Annotated in this window: 16 protein-coding genes; 4 read left to right on the forward strand and 12 right to left on the reverse strand. The window is 67.8% G+C overall.

All coding sequences use genetic code 11. The annotated features are described in order from the left end of the window. Nucleotides 1–16: 16 nt before the first annotated feature. Genes GE253_RS22595 through GE253_RS22635 form a run of 9 tightly spaced genes read right to left on the reverse strand, consistent with a single transcriptional unit; the run spans nucleotide 17 to nucleotide 7025 of the window. A complete protein-coding gene (locus GE253_RS22595; protein ID WP_153206409.1) occupies nucleotides 17–421 on the reverse strand; it encodes a hypothetical protein in 405 nt (134 codons plus the stop codon). After that, entirely contained in the window at nucleotides 418–1008 is a 591-nt protein-coding gene (gene gspM / locus GE253_RS22600) for a type II secretion system protein GspM (protein WP_153206410.1), read from the reverse strand. Before gspM ends, GE253_RS22595 begins: the two co-directional genes overlap by 4 nt. After that, nucleotides 995–1942, reverse strand: coding sequence for a PilN domain-containing protein (locus GE253_RS22605; protein WP_153206411.1), 948 nt, complete (start codon nucleotides 1940–1942; stop codon nucleotides 995–997). The genes gspM and GE253_RS22605 overlap by 14 nt, the downstream gene beginning before the upstream one ends. Further along, entirely contained in the window at nucleotides 1939–2751 is an 813-nt protein-coding gene (locus GE253_RS22610) for a hypothetical protein (protein WP_153206412.1), read from the reverse strand. The genes GE253_RS22605 and GE253_RS22610 overlap by 4 nt, the downstream gene beginning before the upstream one ends. Beyond that, entirely contained in the window at nucleotides 2735–3361 is a 627-nt protein-coding gene (locus GE253_RS22615; protein ID WP_153206413.1) for a prepilin-type N-terminal cleavage/methylation domain-containing protein, read from the reverse strand. The genes GE253_RS22610 and GE253_RS22615 overlap by 17 nt, the downstream gene beginning before the upstream one ends. After that, the gene (locus tag GE253_RS22620; protein ID WP_089288456.1) at nucleotides 3358–3750 is read right to left on the reverse strand and encodes a prepilin-type N-terminal cleavage/methylation domain-containing protein; all 393 of its coding nucleotides are present in this window, start codon (nucleotides 3748–3750) and stop codon (nucleotides 3358–3360) included. The genes GE253_RS22615 and GE253_RS22620 overlap by 4 nt, the downstream gene beginning before the upstream one ends. Next, entirely contained in the window at nucleotides 3737–4159 is a 423-nt protein-coding gene (locus GE253_RS22625) for a GspH/FimT family pseudopilin (protein WP_153206414.1), read from the reverse strand. Before GE253_RS22625 ends, GE253_RS22620 begins: the two co-directional genes overlap by 14 nt. Then, nucleotides 4143–5333, reverse strand: a complete 1191-nt coding sequence (locus GE253_RS22630) for a type II secretion system F family protein (RefSeq protein ID WP_153206415.1) — start codon at nucleotides 5331–5333, stop codon at nucleotides 4143–4145. Before GE253_RS22630 ends, GE253_RS22625 begins: the two co-directional genes overlap by 17 nt. Before the next feature lie 6 nt (nucleotides 5334–5339). After that, nucleotides 5340–7025 (reverse strand): GspE/PulE family protein, encoded by a 1686-nt coding sequence (locus tag GE253_RS22635; protein ID WP_173012779.1) that lies wholly within the window; start codon nucleotides 7023–7025, stop codon nucleotides 5340–5342. A gap of 194 nt (nucleotides 7026–7219) precedes the next feature. Here GE253_RS22635 and gspD point away from each other — a divergent pair, with 194 nt between their 5' ends. Next, nucleotides 7220–9364: a type II secretion system secretin GspD gene (gene gspD / locus GE253_RS22640; protein ID WP_153206417.1), complete on the forward strand. Its 2145-nt coding sequence runs from the start codon at nucleotides 7220–7222 to the stop codon at nucleotides 9362–9364. A gap of 235 nt (nucleotides 9365–9599) precedes the next feature. Here the strand turns inward: gspD and rtcR are convergent, their stop codons facing one another. After that, nucleotides 9600–11201 (reverse strand): RNA repair transcriptional activator RtcR, encoded by a 1602-nt coding sequence (gene rtcR, locus GE253_RS22645; protein WP_153206418.1) that lies wholly within the window; start codon nucleotides 11199–11201, stop codon nucleotides 9600–9602. 203 nt (nucleotides 11202–11404) lie between these two features. Between rtcR and GE253_RS22650 the strand changes: the two genes are divergently transcribed. The 3 genes from GE253_RS22650 (at nucleotide 11405) to GE253_RS26600 (ending at nucleotide 14646) form a co-directional block, all read left to right on the forward strand. Then, nucleotides 11405–12955, forward strand: a complete 1551-nt coding sequence (locus GE253_RS22650) for an RNA-binding protein (protein WP_153206419.1) — start codon at nucleotides 11405–11407, stop codon at nucleotides 12953–12955. A gap of 464 nt (nucleotides 12956–13419) precedes the next feature. After that, nucleotides 13420–13800: an RtcB family protein gene (locus GE253_RS26595; RefSeq protein WP_282183253.1), complete on the forward strand. Its 381-nt coding sequence runs from the start codon at nucleotides 13420–13422 to the stop codon at nucleotides 13798–13800. A gap of 18 nt (nucleotides 13801–13818) precedes the next feature. Further along, complete coding sequence (locus GE253_RS26600) at nucleotides 13819–14646, forward strand: RtcB family protein (protein WP_348770936.1); 828 nt, start codon at nucleotides 13819–13821, stop codon at nucleotides 14644–14646. A gap of 179 nt (nucleotides 14647–14825) precedes the next feature. Here GE253_RS26600 and GE253_RS22660 read toward each other — a convergent pair whose 3' ends face one another. After that, entirely contained in the window at nucleotides 14826–15203 is a 378-nt protein-coding gene (locus GE253_RS22660; RefSeq protein ID WP_153206420.1) for a hypothetical protein, read from the reverse strand. Nucleotides 15204–15215: 12 nt separating this feature from the next. Next, nucleotides 15216–21260 (reverse strand): filamentous hemagglutinin N-terminal domain-containing protein, encoded by a 6045-nt coding sequence (locus tag GE253_RS22665; protein ID WP_153206421.1) that lies wholly within the window; start codon nucleotides 21258–21260, stop codon nucleotides 15216–15218. Nucleotides 21261–21276: the final 16 nt, after the last annotated feature.

The raw sequence follows: 21276 nt of genomic DNA on the forward strand, positions 1-21276 counted from the left end.
GATCAGGTTTCCTTACTTACGGTGAATGTGGCAGCACAGCGCCCACGGGCAGCCGGATTTCAGCACCTTCGGCCCCGGCCAGCCGCACGCCCCCCGGCTCCACCGCCAGCAGGCGCCAGCCGGCCTGTTCCTGCCCCGGCAGCCAGGGCCGGGCCACGCCATCCCGCAGCAGCAGGGCGCGGCCCCCGCCTTTGCGGCCCACCACCGCGCCGACCAGCCGCAGCTCCCCCGATGGGGCGGGGCTGGCGGGGGCGGCCGTCGCCTCCCCCCGGCGCGATGGCGTGAACAAAGGCCGTTCCACCAGGGCCGACAGGCTGGCCGGCGGCGGCAGGTGATATTCCGCATCCGCCAGCGGATCAGCGGCGGGGGCCGGCAGCGGCGCGGACAGCAACAACCCCAAAAGCAAAACCCGTTTCATCATTCCGCACCCCCCGGCACCGGCTTGCGCAGACCGCTCACAGTCAGCGTCAGCGACAGGGGAGCACCGGCCTCCCCACCCGCTGCCAGCCGCATCCCCACCACGATCAACCGTGGCTGCCCGCCTTCCAGCCCCAGCAGCAGGTCACGCAACTGGGCATGGCTGAGGGCGGCATCCAGCCGGGCGGTGATACGCTGATCGCCGCCGGCGCCTTCCGGCAGGTCGGCCGGTTCCACCAGCCCGGTGCCGATCAGCCGCCCGCCCACAGCGGCTAGCCGCTGGCCCAGCAGGGCCTGAAGGTTGGCGGCGGCCAGATCGGGGCTGTCACCGGGCAGGTAATCCGCCGGCAAGCCATCCAGGGTGGCCAGCGCCGCCTGTTCGGCCAGCAGCTTTTCCACCCGCCCGGCCAGGGTGCCCTGGGCCTGGCGCTGCAGCTCAGCGGCCTGGATGGCGGCCCGCTGTTCCAGCAGCAGGTCGGCCAGCGGCCAGACCAGCAGCAGCAGGAACAACAGCCCCAGCCCGGCGCTGATACCCAGATAGAGCCGGCGGGCGGCGACCGGATCGGCCAGCCTCCGTTCAAGCGGGTTCATCGGCGCTCACCATCAAGGAAAGGTGGAAACGGTCGCGCCCGGCATCGGCCCGCAGCAAGGCGGCTTCAAACCGCACATCCTGCAGGCCGGGGGCGGTGGCCAGCAGGGCCGGCAATGCCGCCCCATCACCGCTATAGCCCAGCAGATGCACCCGCCCGCCTTCCAGACGCAGTTCCGTCAGATAGCTGTTGTCGGGCAGCAGCCGGCTCAACCGGTCCAGCAGCAGCACCATGCTGGGGGTGGCCCGGCGGGCGCTGACGGCGGCCAGGGTTTCCGTCCGCAGCCGGGCCAGCCGGATGCCCAGGCTGCGGGCCTGTGCCGCCTCCATCTCGCCGGCCGCCAATTCGGTGCGCAACTGCGACAGGCGGCCCTCCTGCAGCACGGCCAGCGACAAAGGCGGGGCCAATAATAACAAAGCCAGCAGCAGCAGACGCGGCGGTACCCTGGCACCCTTCGGTTCGCCAAAGGGCAGAAGGCTGCCATCGGCCAGCATCACGCCCTCGGGCAGCGGCAGGCCCTGGGCCGCTGCTGCCGTCAGGGCCGGGGCCAACCGGCTGCGGGCCAGCAGGGAGACCCGCACCCGCAACTGGCCGGCATCCGCCGCCGGCCCCGCCACCTGCGCATCATAAAGGGCGGCATCGGCGGATAGCGGCGTCCAATGGCCCAACTGCATCCCCACCACCCGGCGCAGATGGGCGGCCGCCCCTGCCGGCAATTCGCGTTCCAGCACCAGGGGACGCACATCGCCCAGCAGCAGCCGCCAGGGCCGCTTATGCCGGGGGGTGCCCCCGGCGGGCGGGGTCAGTATTGTGCCATCCCACTGCCAGCGGGCCGGTTCCGGCCCATCGGCCACCAGCCAGGCCGGCAGGGCCTGTTTGGTGCGCTGCCACCACCAGCCGGCCAGCCGCCGCAGCATGTCGCCCGCGCTGTTCATGATGCCTCTTCCATCAAACGGATCTCCGGTGCCGGCTCGCGCCATTCCAGAATGCGGAAAGCCTGGGTGCCCTGAATGGTGATCCAGACCACGGCTTCCGCCGTGGCCAGCGCGCCATCCGGGGTACGGGCGGCCACGCGCAGGGTGAACAGGCTGCTGGGCGGCCCGCCTTGCATCAGACCCAGGGCGGCCAGGGACGCCGCGTCGGTATCCCGCAGCCCGGCCAGCCCCGGCCAGCGGGCGCGCAGGCCCGGTGCCATGGCGGACAGGCGCAGCTTGCCATCCGCCATGGCCGGCCCATGCACGGTCAGACAGGGATAAAGCCGGGCGAAGCCATCGGGTGACAGGGCCGACCCCAATTCCAGCACGCTGTGCCAGGGTTCCCCCGTCTGGCGGCGGCGCTGCAGCGCCTGGGTCAGCGCCGACAAGTCAGCCGCCGGCAGCAGGGCCCCGGCCACCGCCAGGAGGCGCGCCGATGGGGTGCGGTTCAAATCCAACCGCCCCGCCTCGTCCCACAAACGCAGGGTCAACGTGCCTTCCGGTTCTGTCACCGTCAGCGGGGTGCCATTGGCGGGCAGGCGGCGGGCAGGGTCGGGATGCACGGCCAGCATCACGCCATGGCTGAGGCCGGTTTCCAGCAGCGCGCGGGCGACGGCGATCTGGTCGGCCCCGATCTGCCGGTTGATGGCGCGTTCTGCCGTAGTGGCGATGCCGGCGGCCAGCAGGGCCAGCCCCATCGCCACCCACAGCGCCATCGGCAAGGCGATGCCACGCTGGCGGGAACGTTGTTGGTCAACCCTGGCGGTCACGGCACCAGCCCTCCCCCAGTGTCAGCACACAGCCCCGGTCGGTATCGGCCCGCACCGGCACCACCAGGGCCGGCATCTCCCGCCCGCCCGCTTCCACCGACAGGCGCACCAGCCGGGGCCAGTGCTTGGCATCGGCCCAATCCGACACCCAGCCCTGACGCGGATCGTCCCCGCGATAGGAGAGGCGGAAGCGGTAATCGCCTTCCGCCAGCACGGTCTGATAAGGCGGCTGGCCGGGCCGGGTCTGGCGATAAAGCAGCCGCCCTTTCTCCACCAGAATGGCGGCAAAGGCCAGCCCGCCCCGGCCCGGCAGCGGCGCATCGACCAGCGGGAATTCCAGCCTTTCAGCCCTGGCCACCAGCCAGTACCGTTCACCGCCGGGGGCCAGCTCGGTCAAGGGCAGGGCGCGGCTGATCTGCCGGCGCAGCACATCGCGCAGCAGGAACATATCCTCCGCCCGGTCGGCCTGCGCCATCACCCGGCCGCGTGCCCGGCCCATGGTGCCGAGTGCTGTGGCCGCCACCGCCAGCACCAGCCCCAGCACGATCAGGGCCACCATGGCTTCCAGCAGGGTGAAACCCGCCTGCTTCTTGCGCAACGGCCGCCTCATGGTGCCGCCACCAGCTTGGTGGTGGCCAGTGACAGCACCGGCCCCGCCGCATCAGCCACACTGATTTCCACCCGATATGCTGCCATGCCGCGCGCGGCGGCGGCATCAAAGGGCGGGTCCAGGCGCGGGGTCACGCGCAGGGTCCAGCGCCAGTCCCCGCTATGGCCCGGATAATCGCCGGGTGTCAGGCGCTGTTCCACGCCCAGGGCGGCGAACTGCGCCTCGGCAATGCTTTGGGCCAGCGCGCGCCGTTCCACCGACCGCGCCGCCCGCCCGCCGCCGGACATCAGGCTATAGGCCGGGCCCAGCACCAGGGCCAGCAGCAGCAGGGCCAGCATCGCCTCAAGCAGGGTAAAGCCCGCCTGTCCGCGTCGGTCAGCGCGCATCATGCACCACCCGGCCGGTCAGCCAGTCCACAGCGATGGCGCGTTCGCCCCCGTGCGGGCCCCGCAGCCGGATTTCCGCCCCGCTGGCGCTGCCATCGGGCAGGAAGCGCAGCCGGGCCAGCCCATCCGCCCCCCGCTCCACCTCCCCCGCCACGGTCAGGCTGGTGCCTTGGGAAAGCCCGCGCGCATCCAGGCTGATCTCCACCGCGCGGCCCTGGCGCACGGCCTGATCGCGGGCGGCGGCCAGCCGGCTGGCAAGAAGGCGCGTATCGCCATCCAGCCTGGCCCCACCGGATGCCAGACGTGGCGCCACCAAAGCCGTCGCCACGCCCAGCAGCAGCAGCACGACCAGCATTTCCAGCAAGGTGAAGCCCGCCTGCCGGTGGCGGGGCCGCTCAGAAAGGCAGGTCATTGATCGATACCAGGGCCAACAGGATGGAAACGACGATGCCGCCGACAAACAGCGCCAGCAGCAGGATCAGGGCCGGTTCCAGCAAAGCCAGGAAACGCTTGATGGCGGTTTCCAGCTTGTCCTCATACATCTCCGCCAATTGTTCCAGCACCTCGGCCAGCCGGGCGCTCTGCTCACCCACGCCGATCAGGGTGACGGCCAGATCGGGCAGCGGGTGGCCGGGCGGCAGGGCGGCGGTCAACCCGCGCCCGTCGCGCACCCCGTCGCGCATGGAAAGCAGGGTGGCGGACAGCACGCGGTTGCCCGCCATGTCGGCTGCCAGTTCCAGGGCGCGCGGCAGGGCCACGCCGGCCCGCAGCAGCACCGACAGGCCGCGCGCCAGCCGGGCCAGCCCGGCCATCAGCGCCATGCCGCCGACCAGCGGCAGCCGCAGCAAGGTGCGGTCGCGCCAGGGGGCCAGCCCCGGCCGCCGCCAGACCAGCCAGCCCAACAGCCCCAGGGCCAGCAGCCCCACCATGGCCAGATCGCCCCAGGCCAGCATGAAGCCGGACAGGGCCAGCACCAGCTCTGTCGCCGGTGGCAGGGCCTTGTGGGCATTGGCGAACAAGGGCGCGAATTGCGGCACCACATGCAGCAGCAACAGCAGCAGGGAGCCGACGGCGACGAAACACAACACCGCCGGATAGATCAGGGCCGACGTGACGGCGCGCGTCACCCGCCGCTGCCGCTCCAGCAATAAACAGAGTTGCTCCAATACCATATCCAGGGCACCGGCCCCTTCGCCGGCCCGCACCATGGCGGCGTAAAGCGGCGGGAAACCGCCGGCCCGCGCCAGCGCCTCCCCCAGCCCTGCCCCGCCGCGCAGCCGTTCCAGCGCCTCCCGCAGGCCGGCGCGCAAGGGGGGCGGGGCCAGCCCATCGGCCAGCAGGGCCAATGCGCGTTCCAGCGGCAGTCCGGCCTTCAGCAACAGGCGCAGTTCCCGGCTGAACAGCAGCAGATCGCCCACCCCCGGCCCCGCCGGCAGGATCAGCCGCCGCCCCACCGGGGCCACCTTTACCGGCAACCAGCCCTGGCCGCGCAGCCAGTCCAGCAGGGCGGCGGCATCGCTGGCCTGCCGCCGGCCGCTGCGCTGCTGCCCGCCGCCATCCAGCGCGGTATAGTGGAATTCCGGCATGGGGGGTCAGTCCGCCATCTCGGTCACGCGCGCCACCTCGGCAAAGCTGGTCAGCCCGGCCAGCACGCGGGAAAGCCCATGCTGGCGCATGGAGCGCATCCCCGCCGCGCGCGCCGCCGCCTCCAACGCGCCGGTGGAGGCGCGGTCCACGACCAGCCGGCGCAGGGTTTCATCCAGGCGGACCATCTCAAAAATGCCAATGCGGCCGGCATAGCCGGTGCCGCCACAATGCGGGCAGCCGACCGGGCCCAGCAGCAGCGGGGCCGCAGCCCCCGCTGCCAGCAACCCGGCCTCGCGCAGGGCGGAAAGGGCCGCCGCGTCCGCCGGTTCCGGCGCCTTGCAGCGGGGGCAGAGCAGGCGGACCAGCCGCTGCCCCACCACCCCGCGCAGGGTGGAGGCGATCAGGAATGGCTCCACCCCCATTTCCAGCAGCCGCGTCACCGCCCCGGCAGCGGAATTGGTGTGCAGCGTCGTCAGCACCAGATGCCCGGTCAGGGCCGCCTGCACAGCGATGTCGGCCGTTTCCGTGTCGCGGGTTTCCCCCACCAGGATGACATCCGGGTTCTGCCGCAGCATGGAGCGCAGCACCGTGGCAAAGCCCAGCCCGATGGCGGGATGCACCTGCACCTGATTGACCCGTGCCATCTGATATTCGACCGGGTCTTCCACCGTCAGCACCTTGCGGGTGGCGGCATCGATCAGGCGCAGGGCGGCATAGAGCGTGGTGGTCTTGCCGCTGCCGGTGGGGCCGGTGACCAGCACCAGCCCGTGCGGGCTGGCCATCATCCGGCGCAACGCCGCCTCATCCACCGCATCCAGCCCCAGGCCGGACAGTTCCATGGCCCCGACAGAACCATCCAGCACGCGGATCACCACGCTTTCACCATGCACGGTGGGCAAGGTGGAAACACGCAAATCCACCAGCCGCCCGCCCATGCGATGGCGCACCCGTCCATCCTGCGGCAAGCGGCGTTCGGCAATATCCAGCCCGGCCAGGATCTTGATCCGGCTGACCAGGGCGCGGGTCAGGCTGGGCGGTGGCGGCGGGCGGTTATGCAACACCCCATCGATGCGGTAGCGCAGCACCAGCGCATCGGCAAAAGGTTCGATATGAATGTCGGAGGCGCGGGCCTTCACCGCCTCATCAATCAGATGAGCGACCAGCCGCACCACCGGGGCCTCGCTGGCCTGATCCTTCAGCCGGTCCAGCGCCGCCTCTTCCAGCGCCTGATCGGCGGCGGCATCATCCAGGATACGGTCCAGGGCGCTGCCCCCCCCGCCATGGCGGGCCTGGAACGCTGCCTCCCATTCCGGCAGCGGCATGAAACAGAGCCGGGGCTGCTGCCCCAGCGCCAGTTCCACCACCTCCAGCACATCGGCCGCCACCGGATCGACGGCGGCCAGCAGCAGGCCGTTATCATCCTGTCCCACCGGCAGCAGCCGGTGGGACAGCAGCCAATGCGGCGACAGGCCGGCACTGTCGGGCAGATCATCGGCCAGATCGTCGCCGCGCAACAGTGGCACCGCATAATGGCGGGCCAGGGCGGCGGCCCGCTCCAGCGGCGTGACCAGCCCAAGGTCCAGCAGCACCTGATCCGGCGGCCGCCCATCGGCCGCCGACAGGGCCAGCACCCGCTGACGCTCGCCATCATCCAGGCGGCGCTCCGCCAACAGGATATCCAATATTGTCATCGGCTCTGAATCAGAGTTGGCGGCGGATTTGCCGCATTCACCTTCCATATGACTTATTTCTGCAATGGTTTCGCGTCGTGTATTTGACAAAAATATTACAGACGACGCTTTGATTACAGATTAATGACGGGCGTGAATAATCCTTGTCTTGATGCGGCCCCCGGCGGCACTTTCCGGCGCCACCAGATGCCGGGATGATGATGCGCACCATTTCTTCTCTACGGGCCGGGTTGCGGGCCGGTGCCAGCACCATGGCCCTTGTTCTGCTGCTGTCCGCCTGCGCCAGCCGCCAGGGGGACGCGCCGCCGCCACTGACGCTGGATCACCTGTCGCTGGCGGCCCCCAAGGGCGGGGCGGAGGGGACCGCGCCCAAACCGGTGACCAGCCACAGCAGCCCCGCCCCGGTGATCGTCAAGGGCAGCCGCCCGCCGGTCCCGGTGGGGGCCGATGAACTGGCCGTACCGCCGGGGCCGGCGCTGCATCTGCGCTTCACTGATGCGCCGCTGGCCCTTGTGGTGGATACGGTGCTGGGCGACATGCTGGGGATGGCGCACAGCATCTCCCCCGCCCTGCTTGGCACGGTCAGCATTGACAGCGGGCGGGAACTCTCCCCGCGGGAAGCTTTGCGCCTGCTGGAAAATGTGCTGGCCGGTCAGGGGGCCGTGCTGGTGCGCGGCGGGGATGGCACGCTTGCCGTGCTGCCGCAGGCCGAAGCGGCGGGCAATGCCCGCACGCTGGGGCTGGCCAGCCCCAGCGCCCCGGGTCTGGCCGTTTCCGTGCTGCCCCTGCGCCATATCGCCCCGGATGTGGCGCAGGGGCTGGTGGCGCCGCTGGTGAAGAATGGTACTGTCACCGCCGACCCGCGCCTGGGTCTGCTGCTGGTCAGCGGGCCGGCGCCGGAGCGGCAGGCGGCGGCCGATCTGCTGCGCGGTTTTGATGTGGATTGGATGGCCGGCCGTTCCGCTGGCCTGTTCCCGCTGACGCAGGCCAGCCCCGCCCCGCTGGTGCGGGAGCTGGAGGCGATTCTGGGCGCCCAGGGCGATGCCGACCCCAGCCTGCGCCTGCTGCCGGTGGAGCGGCTGAATGCGGTGCTGGTGATTGCCAGCGATGCCGCCCGGCTGGAAACGGCCGCCGGCTGGGTGCGCCGGCTGGATGGCGGGGACATGGATACGGCCCGGCTGCGGATTTTCAGCCTGACCCATGCCGATGCCACCCGTGTGGCCAAGCTGTTGAACAGGCTGTTCACCGGTGCGGCGACGGATGCCACCGCGCCCACCATGAAGGCCATGCCGCTGCCATCGGTCAACAGCAGCAGCGGGACGGGCACCAGCAGTACCGCCAGCGGCAACAGCACCGCCATGGCCGACAATGCCGCCCGGCTGTCAGCCATCAGCGCCGATGCCGGCGGGGCGGCCCCACCGGAGCCGACGCCGGGCAGCGGCGACGATACCCCGCGTATCATCCCCGACCCGGCCAATAACAGCATCCTGGTCCATGCCAAGCCCCGGCAGGCGGAGATTATCGGGGAGGCGGTGGCCAAGCTGGATGTCGCCCCCTCCCAGGTGCTGATTGAGGCAACGATTGCCGAGGTCACGCTGAATGACCAGCTGCGCTATGGGGTGCAGAGCTATTTCCGGGGGGATGGCGGCGATGTGCAGGGCGGCTTCACCCTGAACAGTACCAGCAGCAGCCTGCGCCCGATCAGCAAGGTGCCGGGCTTCAATCTGGTGCTGTCCAGCAATGGCGATCCGCGCGTCGTGCTGTCGGCCCTGGATCAGGTTACCGATGTGCGCGTCATTTCCTCCCCCCAGGTGGTGGTGCTGGACAGCCAGGTGGCGCAGTTGCTGGTGGGCGACCGGGTGCCGGTGCTGACCCGCACCACCCAGTCGGTGGATAATGCCAATTCGCCCATCGTCAGCTCGGTCGATTATGTCAATACCGGCGTCATCCTGCGCGTGGTGCCCCGCATCAGCCAGAGTGGCAAGGTGACGATGGAGGTCTATCAGGAAATCTCCAACGTTTCCGGCACGCGCAACAGCGGCAACCTGACGCCCACGATCTCGCAGCGCCAGATCACCTCCAACGTGGCGGTGGACAGCGGACAGACGGTGGTGCTGGGCGGCCTGATCTCTGAAACCCAGGAAAGCGGGCGCGACGGCATCCCGCTGCTCTCCTCCCTGCCGGGCGTCGGCGCGTTGTTTGGGGAAAAGCGCTCCACCAAGACCCGCACCGAACTGATCGTCTTCATCACCCCGCGCGTTATCCGCGATGAGCATGAGGCCGAGGCGGTGACGGCGGAACTGATGACACGGCTGAAGGGGATTCAGCCGCTGCGCTGACCTCGCGGATACCCGCAAAAAAAGGCCCCGGCGGTTGGGCTTCGCCGGGGCCTTTCCTTTCGTTCCCTGGTCTCAAGGCCAATCTTCCTTGATCATGACCGATCCGGGGAGGTTTTGCGTTCCCTCAGCGCCGGGCGCTGCCGTCCGGCAGTTTGGCTTACGTGCCCATGGGGGTGCTGAGCCAGCGGTCGCCGGCCTCCAAGCCACCTAAGGGCAACATTCAGGAGGCTTGGTATCAGGCCGGTTTGCGGCAATCGTCCCAGGTCAGGTCAAACCGGGCCAGATATTTGCGCAGACGGTCGGCGTCATTGACGCTTTTCCGGCTGACGCGGGAGGCCCCGAACAGCACGCGCCCCGCCTCGCTCAATGACCGGCTGTCACGGCAGACCCTGACAACGGTGGCGAGTTGGCAACGATCGAACAGGTCGAGGTTAGCCAGCCCCGCTTCCCCCAGCAGCGCCACCAGCCCGTCGTCACCCTGAGCGGATGCCGACCCGCGCCAGCGTCGGCGCAGGCCGGCAATCTCATCCGCCACGATGTCGGCATTGATGCGCCCGCCAGGCGCCAGTGTGGCCATGCGGGTGATGCTGGCCGACAGGTCACGGAAATTGCCGGTCCAGGGCGTGGCGGCATCGGTGGCAAAGGCCAGGTAGAGACGCCGCGCCTCCGCGTTGAAGGTGGCGCGGGTGCTTTCGCGGGCGGCGAAACGGTCCAGTTCAAATTCCAGATTGGGTTCAATATCCTCCCGCCGCTCCGCCAGTCCCGGCAGCTCGAAGGTCCACAGGTTCAGGCGGGCGAACAAGTCTTCCCGGAAGCGGCCCGCCGCTGCCTCGGCCCCCAGATCGCGGTTAGTGCCGGCGATCAGCTGGAAATCACTTTCGACCTCCCTGTCCGATCCCACGGGCAGAAAGCGTCTGTCCTCCACCGCGCGCAGGATCATAGCCTGCTCATCCGGGCCCAGCTCCCCGATCTCGTCCAGGAACAGCATTCCCTTGTCGGCGGTGCGCAACAGTCCGGGCCGGTCGCTGGCCGCACCGGTAAAGGCACCTTTGCGATGACCGAACAGGGCCGACATGGCCCCGTCGCCGCGCAGGGTGGCGCAGTTCACTTCCACAAACGGTCCGGCGATCTGGTGCTGCTGGCGTTTCAGGTCATAGATGCGGCGGGCCAGCTGTGATTTGCCGGCCCCGGTTGGCCCCTGCAGCAGGATGGGCGCGCGGGACCGGATCGCCACCTGTTCAATCCGGTCGATCATGCGGTTGAAGGCGGCGTTGCGTGTCGAAATGCCGGATTTCAGAAAGGATGTCGCTTCAAGTACCTGTGCCTGGAACCGGGTGGCGATGCTGTCATAGCGCGACAGATCCAGGTCAATGGTACTGACCCGACCCGCCGCCGCGGCCTTGCTGGCCTTGTCCGGACTGGATTGCAGCAGCCGGCCCGGCAGAAACCGCGCCTCCGTCAGCAGGAACAGGCAGATCTGCACCACATGGGTGCCGGTGGTGATGTGGATCAGGTAATCCTCTGCCTCCGTGTCGAACGGATAGGCACGGGCGAAATCCAGAAGCTTTCCATATACTTCCTCGAAATCCCATGGATTGCGCAGCGCCATGATGTGCGGCCGTACCGCCGTCGCCGGCGACACCGCACCGATATCTTCACCGATCTGCCGGGCCAGCCCCTGGCTGTGCGTGTCGTGCAGCAGTTCGAACCGGTCGATCCGCAGATCATCCTGCATACAGACGCTGACGGTCGGGCGCCAGCGGCTCCACCGGTCCTTGCCCCTGCCCACAAAGTCCAGGACCGTGCCCAGGACGCCGATCACGACCGTGCGCTTCATCTTCTTATCCAAATTTATAAATACGATATCAGAATATCATCTGATTGACGATGCCGGAACCCGGCAATAAAGAAAAAATCCCAGTGTTTCCGCCATTTTTGGAAATTTTCCGTCCCCTTCCAGCCGTTGGCACACCCCTTGCGATTAGAGAGGCCATGCAGGCGGCAAAGACCGCGGCGATGACTGAAGGAAGGAGGGGGAACATGGCGAATAACGGATTGTTCGCGTCGGTCATGGGGCGGCTGATGCCCGCCACCGATACGCGCAATCAGGCGGGTGCCCCGGCCTATGCCTTCGGCCCGCGCCATCACCTGGCCCAACTGGCGGTCACGGGCTGCCTGAACCACAATTTTTATACCAGCGATGCGGACCAGCTGGCCCGGGTTCTGGCGCTGTCCGGCAAGGTGCCGCCAGCGTTTCTGGCCAAGCTGGCCGTCTATGCCCGCGAACGAGGCGGGATGAAGGATATGCCGGCCCTGCTGCTGGCCCGTCTGACGGTGCAGGAACCTGACCTGGTGCCCCGCATCTTTGGCCGTGTCATCGATAATGGCCGGATGCTGCGCACTGTCGTGCAGATCCTGCGGTCGGGCACGGTGGGGCGCAAATCGCTGGGGACGCGGCCAAAGCGGCTGGTACGGGAATGGCTGGAAAAAGCCGATACCCGCACCCTGTTGCGCGCCGCCACGGGCAGCAGCCCGTCGCTGGCCGATATTATCCGCATGGTGCATCCGCGTCCGGCGACGCCGGAGCGTGAGGCCTTTTACGGCTGGTTGATCGGCAAACCGTATCAGGAGGCGCTGCTGCCCGAACCGGTACGAGCGTTCGAGGCGTGGAAACGTGACCGTACCCTGGATTTACCCGACGTGCCGTTCGAGTGGCTGACGGCACTGCCGCTGACGCGGGAGGATTGGGCCCTGCTTGCCAGCCGCATGGGCTGGCAGGCGCTGCGCATCAACCTGAACAGCCTGGCCCGCCATGGCGCCTTCACCGTGCCCGGCACGGCGGAAAAGGTGGCGGCCCGGCTGTCCGATGCACAGGCCGTCGCGGCAACCGGGGTGCAGCCGTTCCAGATCATGATGGCCCGCGGTCAGGTGACGAAGGATGTGCCGGAGATCGTGCAGGCGGCCCTGGAGGTGGCCTTACAACATTCCCTGCGCCATGTGCCGGCCCTTGCCGGGCGCGTGGTCGTCTGTCCCGACGTGTCGGGATCGATGGGCAGCGCCCTGACGGGACAGCGCAAGGGGGCAACCAGCAGCGTCCGCTGCATCGATGTCGCGGCCCTGACCGCTGCGGCGCTGATGCAGGTCAATGCCGGCACGCGCATCCTGCCGTTCGACTTCAGGGTCGTTCCGGTCGAACTGGGGGCGGATCTGCCGGTGGCGGAAAATGCCAGACGGCTGGCCGCCATCGGCGGCGGGGGCACCGACTGCGCGGCCCCGCTGGCGCTGTTGAACGCGGAGAGGGCGCGGCCCGATCTGGTGATCCTGGTGTCGGATTATGAAAGCTGGCGGCAGCAGCGGGCTAACGGCACGCCCATGCTGGCCGAGTGGCGAAAGCTGAAGGCCCGCCACCCAGCGGCAAGGCTGGTCTGCCTGGATATCCAGCCCTATGGCACCACCCAGGCGCCGGACGGCGAGGATATCCTGAATATCGGTGGCTTCACCGACGCCGTGTTCGACAGCATCAACCGCTTTGCCCAGGGCAAGGGACATCCCGACCTCTGGGTGGCGGAAATCGACAGCGTGGTGATCTGAACAGGCCCGGCTGGACCGGGCGGCGAATGAAGATGGGACTACATCTCCAAACCTGGAGGGATTGATACCCCTCACACTGGAATTTCGCCGGTGTCCCGTCCCATCACCTTCTTGTCGCCGCCCAACCGGCCGGGCCGGGGCGCAGCCCCGGCGGATGCCGGCAGGACTCCATGGTAAGAGCACCCGCCGTAGGGCGGGAGGTCGGTGGTTCAACGCCACCCGGGGGGCAATCCCGCGTAGCTCAGTATTGTCCTGCCAATCCCTTGCCGCCGGGACTGTCGCGGCGGGGGCGAATGCCGGTGGAACTCCATCGTATTTCCCTGTCGGGGGTTCGAATCCCTCCGGCACCGCTGCAAGGCGGTACCGTAGCTCAAGCCCGGTAGAGCAGGAAATGTTCCACCAATCCTTGTCGCCCCCGCCCGCCTTTTCATGCAAAGAACAATATGGCTTCAATGAGCCCGATCATGAGTGAACGCCATTATGATGTGATGCCGGTAGAAGGCGGCGTACCGGTGAAGATGTGGACGCGTGGCGTGCTGGTGGAGGAAACGGCAAGGGAGCAGTTGCGCGCCACCGCCCGTATGCCCTTCATCTTCGGCCATGTCGCGGCCATGCCCGACGTCCATAGCGGCATCGGCGCCACCGTCGGATCGGTGATCCCGACCCGGGGCGCCATCATCCCGGCCGCTGTGGGCGTCGATATCGGTTGCGGCATGTGCGCGGCGCAGACGACGTTGACCGCATCCGACCTGCCCGACAGCCTGGAAGGCATCCGCAGCGCCATCGAACGCGCGGTCCCGCATGGCCGGACCGTGGGCCGTGGCAACCGCGACAAGGGCTCCTGAGGCGAGCCACCGGCCGAGGTGGTCGCCGCCTGGCAGACCCTGGCGGAACGGTTCGGCCGCCTGACGGCGAATTATCCAGCGCTGGCCAAGGCTAACCATGTCACGCATCTGGGCACGCTGGGGACTGGCAACCATTTCGTGGAACTGTGCCTGGATGAGGCGGACCGGGTCTGGGTGATGCTGCATTCCGGCTCACGCGGGGTCGGCAATGTCATCGGCACCCATTTCATCGAGCTGGCAAAGAAGGACATGCGCCGCTGGTTCATCAACCTGCCGGATGAGGATCTGGCCTATTTCCCGGAAGGGACCGACCATTTCAACGACTATGTCGAGGCTGTGGGCTGGGCCCAGGAATTCGCGGCGCTGAACCGGCGGATGATGATGGTCCACACCATGTCAGCATTGGCCCGGGTCATCACCAAACCCTTCGGGGCCGAGGTGCAGGCCATCAACTGCCACCACAATTATGTGCAGCGGGAGCAGCATTTCGGCCAGAACCTCATCGTCACCCGCAAGGGTGCTGTGCGCGCCGGCGCAGGCGAGATGGGCATCATCCCCGGCAGCATGGGTACGCGCTCCTATATCGTGCGCGGCCGGGGCAACCCCGACAGCTTTGAAAGCTGCTCCCACGGGGCGGGCCGCGCCATGTCGCGGCACGAGGCGCGGCGGCGCTTCACGGTGGAGGAGCATGTCCGGGCCACCGAGGGTGTGGAATGCCGCAAGGACGCCGACGTCATCGACGAAACGCCCATGGCCTACAAGCCGATCGAGGCGGTGATGGCAGCCCAGGCCGATCTGGTGGAAATCGTACACACGCTGAAACAGATCGTGTGCGTCAAAGGGTAGGGAAAAGATGATTTTCGATGGTGGTGGGGTTCGGGGAACGGCAGGTACTAGAGGCCCGTCTAGCCCTGAATGCGGCCCCGCCAGCTGCGCGGCTGATGGAAAGCGGGGCCGCAACCGGACCCAATCTGGCGGACCAGTTGCTGCTGCCCCTGGCACTGGCCGGCAGCAGATGCTTCACCTCAGTTTGGCCGTCGCGCCACGCCCTGGCAAATGTCGGCATTATCACCTGCTTCCTGCCGGTACCCATCTGGATCGACCCGCAAGCAGACGGATGCCATCGGGCCAGGGCCGGCATCCGTCGCAGCCTCGACAACATGCAAATCCAGGCCTACCTCGCCGCCGCCGTAGTCAACCTCAAGCGTCTGGCAGACCATCTGCTGCTGATCTTGTACTGGTGGTTCCAGACGGACCGCGCTCTCAAAATAACCACCGTGCGACCGGTCTCCAAGTTCTTGCATCAGCAATCGAATTTTCAACAAACCCGGCGGATTGGAGGCCAGCGACCGCTGGCCCGGCGCGGAGGGAACGCGAAATCTCCCTTGATCGGTCACGATCAAGGGAGATTGGTATCAGTCCTTGAAAGTGATCAGCGGGTCGGCCGCAGCGGCGGCGGCCGGGTCCAGCCGCAGCGGATGCTGGCGGCCATCATCACGGCCGGTTTCCAGGCCGGTATCCACCACCAGCACATCCAGCCGCTGGCGTTCCACCAGGGCACCCAGACCATAGACCGGGCGGCCGGCGAACAGATAGGTGCCGGTGCGGCTGCCCGCCACCTGCACCAGATCGGCAGCGTCAGGCCCGCTGATGCCGGCAATGCTGCCATTGGCGCTGAACAGGCCGCTGCCGCGATAGGTCAGGGCTCCTACCTCCACGGTTCCCGCATTGGCCCGGCCATTGGTCACCAGCTCCAGCGTCCGGCTCAGGCGCAACGGGCCAAAGGCGGTAAAATCGGTACCGGCCGTCAGCGTGGCATTCTGCGCATTGATGCCGGCCAGGGCGAGCGACCTTCCCGCCGAGAGTGCCAGATTGCTGCCCGTTACGGTGCCCAGGGTGATGTTGCTTGTCCCCGTGACAGTGACATCCTGCACCGCAGTCACCGCCCCGGCTGTCAGGCTGTCACCAGCGGTCAGCGTGACATTACGGCCGGTAATGTCGGACAGGGTAGCCCCCTTTCCGGCATTGATGCTGATATCCTGGCTGGCGCCCATCAGCAAGGCACTCAGCGCTTCCGTGCCCGTCAAGGTAATCGTATTGGCCGACAGGGTGAGCGTGCTCAGCCGCGCGGCATTGGCCACCAGCGCGCCGGTCACCTCCACCGGCCCGCCCAGGCTCACCATCGCCCCCGCCACATCCAGGCCGGAGAGGCCGAGGACCGACCGACCCACAATCGTATCGCCCTTGCCGCTGCGGAGGGTCAGTTGATAAGGGCCGGTGATGCCACCGGCCAGACGGATATTGTCACTGGCCGCCCCCGCACTGCTGATGCGGCTGTCAGCGGTCAGGGTGAGCAGGCCGCTAAGACCGACGCTGCCGCCCGTTGTGCTGACCAGATTACCGCCCAGACGCATGGTACCGGCATAATCCTGCTGACCCGTTGTGGTGACATTGCCAACCGTGACGGTCGTGCCGCCAGCCGAGAGCAGCTTCAGCGCCGTCGCGCCGCCAACGGCACCGCCGAAGCTGACAGCACCCTTGCCGGCATCGGTCACCAGCGCGTAACCGCCATCCACCGTGCCGGTGAAGCGGATATCGTCACCCGCCGCACCAGCGCTGACAACCGCACTGTCGCCCGTCAAGGTCACCGGGCCACCGAGGCGGATGGTGCCGCCCGTCATGCTGACCAAGTTACCGGCCAGCCGCACTGCACCCGCGTAATCCTGCTGACCCGTCGTGGTGACATCAGCCACCGTGACGGTCGAACCGCCGGCCGAGAGGAACTTCAGCGCCGCCATGTTGCCAACGGCACCGCCAAAGCTGACGGCGCCCTTGCCGGCATCGGTCACCAGCGCGTAAGCACCGTTCACCGTGCCGGTGAAGCGGATATCGTCACCCGCCGCACCGGCGCTGACGACGGCGCTGTCGCCCGTCAGCGTCACCGGGCCACCGAGGCGGATGGTGCCGCCTTTCGTGCTGACCAAGTTACCGGCCAGCCGCATGGCACCGGCATAATCCTGCTGGCCCGTCGTGGTGACATCGGCCACCGTGACGGTCGCACCGCCAGCCGAGAGGAACTTCAGCGCCGCCATGTTGCCAACGGCACCGCCAAAGCTGACGGCGCCCTTGCCGGCATCGGTCACCAGCGCGTAAGCACCGTTCACCGTGCCGGTGAAGCGGATATCGTCACCCGCCGCACCGGCGCTGACAACCGCACTGTCACCCGTCAGCGTCACCGGGCCGCCGAGGCGGATGGTGCCGCCTTTCGTGCTGACCAAGTTACCGGCCAGCCGAACAGCACCCGCATAATCCTGCTGACCCGACGTGGTGACATCAGCCACCGTGACAGTGTCGCCACCAGCGGAGAGGAACTTCAGCGCCGCCATGTTGCCAACGGCACCGCCAAAGCTGACAGCACCCTTGCCGGCATCGGTCACCAGCGCGTAAGCGCCGTTCACCGTGCCGGTGAAGCGGATATCGTCACCCGCCGCACCGGCGCTGACAACCGCACTGTCGCCCGTCAGCGTCACCGGGCCACCGAGGCGGATGGTGCCGCCTTTCGTGCTGACCAAGTTACCGGCCAGCCGCACAGCACCCGCGTAATCCTGCTGACCCGACGTGGTGACATCAGCCACCGTGACAGTGTCGCCACCAGCGGAGAGGAACTTCAGCGCCGCCATGTTGCCAACGGCACCGCCAAAGCTGACAGCACCCTTGCCGGCATCGGTCACCAGCGCGTAACCGCCATTCACCGTGCCGGTGAAGCGGATATCGTCACCCGCCGCACCGGCACTGACGATGGCGCTATCGCCCGTCAGGATCAGCGACCCGCCGAGGCGGATGGTGCCGCCTTTCGTGCTGACCAAGTTACCGGCCAGCCGAACAGCACCAGCATAATCCTGCTGACCCGACGTGGTGACATCAGCCACCGTGACAGTGTCGCCACCAGCGGAGAGGAACTTCAGCGCCGCCATGTTGCCAACGGCACCGCCAAAGCTGACAGCACCCTTGCCGGCATCGGTCACCAGCGCGTAAGCACCGTTCACCGTGGAGGTAAAGCGGATATCGTCACCCGCTGCCCCCGCGCTGACAACCGCACTGTCACCCGTCAGCGTCACCGGGCCGCCGAGGCGGATGGTGCCGCCTTTCGTGCTGACCAAGTTACCGGCCAGCCGAACAGCACCAGCATAATCCTGCTGACCCGACGTGGTGACATCAGCCACCGTGACAGTGTCGCCACCAGCGGAGAGGAACTTCAGCGCCGCCATGTTGCCAACGGCACCGCCAAAGCTGACAGCACCCTTGCCGGCATCGGTCACCAGCGCGTAAGCGCCATTCACCGTGGAGGTAAAGCGGATATCGTCACCCGCCGCACCGGCACTGACGATAGCGCTGTCTCCCGTCAGCGTCACCGGGCCGCCAAGACGGATGGGGCCGCCCATCGTGCTGACCAAGTTACCAGCCAAGCGGACAGCGCCAGCATAGTCCTGCTGACCCGTCGTGGTGACATCGGCCACCGTGACGGTCGAACCGCCGGCCGAGAGGAACTTCAGCGCCGCCATGTTGCCAACGGCACCGCCAAAGCTGACGGCGCCCTTGCCGGCATCGGTCACCAGCGCGTAAGCACCGTTCACCGTGGAGGTAAAGCGGATATCGTCACCCGCTGCCCCCGCGCTGACGATGGCGCTGTCGCCCGTCAGCGTCACCGGGCCACCGAGGCGGATGGTGCCGCCTTTCGTGCTGACCAAGTTACCGGCCAGCCGCATGGCACCGGCATAATCCTGCTGACCCGACGTGGTGACATCAGCCACCGTGACAGTGTCGCCACCAGCGGAGAGGAACTTCAGCGCCGCCATGTTGCCAACGGCACCGCCAAAGCTGACAGCACCCTTGCCGGCATCGGTCACCAGCGCGTAACCGCCATTCACCGTGCCGGTGAAGCGGATATCGTCACCCGCCGCACCGGCGCTGACGACGGCGCTGTCGCCCGTCAGCGTCACCGGGCCACCGAGGCGGATGGTGCCGCCTTTCGTGCTGACCAAGTTACCGGCCAGCCGCATGGCACCGGCATAATCCTGCTGGCCCGTCGTGGTGACATCGGCCACCGTGACGGTTGCACCGCCGGCCGAGAGGAACTTCAACGCCGTCGCGCCGCCAACGGCACCGCCAAAGCTGACGGCGCCCTTGCCGGCATCGGTCACCAGCGCGTAGCCGCCATTCACGGTGGAGGTGAAGCGGATATCGTCGCCCGCCGCACCGGCGCTGACGATGGCGCTATCGCCCGTCAGGATCAGCGACCCGCCGAGGCGGATGGAACCACCCGTTGTGCTGACCAGATTGCCGGCCAGCCGCATGGCACCGGCATAATCCTGCTGACCCGTCGTGGTGACATCGGCCACCGTGACGGTCGCACCGCCGGCGGAGAGGAACTTCAGCGCCGCCATGTTGCCAACGGCACCGCCAAAGCTGACGGCGCCCTTGCCGGCATCGGTCACCAGGGCATAGGGACCGTTCACCGTGCTGGTAAAGCGGATATCGTCACCCGCCGCACCGGCGCTGACGATGGCGCTGTCGCCCGTCAAGGTCACCGGGCCACCGAGGCGGATGGTGCCGCCCGTTGTGCTCACCAGATTGCCGGCCAGCCGTACAGCGCCAGCATAATCCTGCCGCCCCGTGGTGGTGACATCACCGACAATCACGCTGCCGCCCTTCAGCGACAGGCCGGAAAGGGCCTGCGCAGCGCCAACGGTGCCGAGCGAAACGCTGCCAGCACCAGCATCCACCAGCAGGAAGCCGGGGCCGTTGGTGCCGTTGCTCACCGTGACATTGTCGGCCGCACCGCCGGCGGTGACGATGCCGGCCAAACCGCCGACCGACAGGGCGCCGGTAATGCCGATGGCCCCGCTGCCGCTGCCAACCAGATTACCGGCCAGACTGAGGTCACCCTGATAGGATTGTGCGCCGCTGGTGGTGACCGTCACGCCACTGGCCACACTGATGGAACCGGTGCCGGGGTCGCGCTGTGCGGCGAGTGCTGCGGGATCGTTGGCCAGCACCGACAGGCCGCCCTTCAGCGTCACATCGGCATTCAGCGCCACCGAGCGCCCGGCCCGCAGCGTCAGGTCACCGGCCCCGGCATTGGCCGAGGCATTCACCGCCGCATTGACGCTGATATCGTTATTGGCCTGCAGCACCAGATTGGCACCATTCAGCGCCGCCACCACGGCGGCGGCGCTCAGCGTGGCGTCAGACCCGGCATTCTCCCCAAAGCCATCATTGCCGGCCACATCGCTGCTGCCCGTGGCGGCCACGATGATGTTCTTGGGGTCCAGCAGCAGGGTGCCCTTGACGCCACTCTCTGCCGTCAGATCGGTGCGCCCCTGATAGGAAAGGCGGCCGGCAGAGGAAACCTCCGCATTGCCGCCCTGCCCTGCCCCGGCCCCCTTGGCGCTGATGCTGCCGGCAAAGCGCGTCTGTTCCGCCGACATCAAGGTGACATGGCCGCCGCTGCCATTCTCTGTGGCATCGGCGCGCATGGCGGCGGTGGCGGTCACATCCAGCCGGCTGGTCTGGGCGCTGCCCACCTGGATATTGCCGCCGCCGACCGGCCCGCTGGCATCCAGCGTGCCGGAAACGGCAATGGCGCCCGCACCGCCATCCAGCACAATGTCGCCGCCGTCACGATAGGCGCCGCGCGCTTCCACCACGCCGGTCATGTCGATGACATTATCCACCACCCGCGCCGCCGTGGCGGCGGAGAGCAGTACGGTGGCGCCGCTGACGCGGCCGGCCTGTTCCAGCTTCGCCCCATCGACGGCACTGCCGGCATCAAAGCTGATCAGCCCGTCGCCCGCCAGATCCAGCGTGAAGCGCTGTGCAGCACCCAGGGAGACGGTGCCCAGTTCGGCTGTGATAGTACCGCTGTTGCGTACATGCGGTGCGACCAGCGCGGCCATGCCGGCGTTGATGCGGCCTTCATTGACCACTGCGGCCCCGGCCAGCGGGGAGGCGATATCGAACCGGTAATCACCGGAAAGGAATTTCTGATTGTCGATATTGGCGGTGGTGGCCACCAGCCCGGCCACATCCACCTGGGCCCCGGCACCGAACAGGATGCCATTGGGATTGATCAGGAAAATCTGCCCATTGGCCGTCAATTGACCATTCAGCACGGAAGCCTGATCGCCGGTGACCCGGTTCAGCGCAATGGCGCCGCTGCCGGGCTGGATGAAGCGCGTCACCTCACCATTGGCGATGGCGAAGCTGCGCCAATCGATGATGGCCTTGTCGCTGCCCTGCGTCACCTCCAGCACCGGGCCGCTGCCGGCGAAGCCCACCGTGCCATGCACAATGGTGGGGTCGCTGGGGTTGGCGCCGGCGGGCATCGCCAGGGCCAACACGCCGGTAAGGGCGGAACCGGCCAGCAGATGGCGGCGGCTGGAGAGCATGTCACGGACCATGGGATGTTCCCCCTGA

The sequence above is a fragment of the Niveispirillum sp. SYP-B3756 genome (assembly GCF_009495745.1).
GTDB lineage: Bacteria > Pseudomonadota > Alphaproteobacteria > Azospirillales > Azospirillaceae > Niveispirillum.